The sequence below is a fragment of the Mycobacterium sp. E2462 genome (assembly GCF_001672685.1).
In the GTDB taxonomy this organism is placed as follows: Bacteria; Actinomycetota; Actinomycetes; order Mycobacteriales; family Mycobacteriaceae; genus Mycobacterium.
The window spans coordinates 1-648 of record NZ_LZKC01000071.1; the positions used below are offsets into that span (position 1 = coordinate 1).

At 68.8% G+C, this 648-nt stretch carries 1 protein-coding gene; it reads right to left on the bottom strand.

The window, feature by feature from the left end; translation table 11 throughout:
- The coding region (locus tag A5714_RS03575) for a glycosyltransferase (RefSeq protein ID WP_369829419.1) at window positions 1–648 on the bottom strand (648 nt) is incomplete at both ends.

Below are 648 nucleotides of genomic sequence, written 5' to 3' on the forward strand. Positions count from 1 at the left end.
AGCAGGTCCACGGCGTGGCCCGCGCTCTCGGATGGCTTGCTCATCCGCGTGGCCAGTTCCCGGGCACGCTCGGCGTAGTCGGGCGCGAGGATCTGCCGCAGGTCTTCGACAAGGGTCTTGCGATTGGCCGCCGAGAAGCGCCGGGTGGTGCCGACCTTCAGCTGTTTGATGTGCGCGCCCCACATCGGCTGGTCCCCCGCAGTCCAGAGGATCAGCGTAGGGACCCCGGCGCGCAGACCCGCCGCCGTGGTGCCCGAGCCGCCGTGGTGAACGACCGCGCGGCAGGCGGGGAAAATCTTGGTGTAGTTCACGACGCCGACGACCTTCACGTGGTCGAAGGGGCTGACCCCGCTGAAGTCGCTCCAGCCGGAACACACCAGCGCCCGCTCGTTGAGTTCCGCGCAGGCGGCGCTGATCATGTCCACCGTGGCCGCGGGTGATTCGACCGGAATACTGCCGGAGCCGAAGCAGATCGGCGGCGTCCCCGCCGCGATCCAGGACGCGACGTCGGCGTCCGCCTCGGTGGCCAATTCCATTGTCAGGGCGCCCACGAACGGACGCCGATCGCCGAATTTCGCCCACTCCTGCGCCAGCCCCGGAAACCAAACCCGGTCGTAGCCCTGGATTTCCAAGCCACCGCGGTCGGTG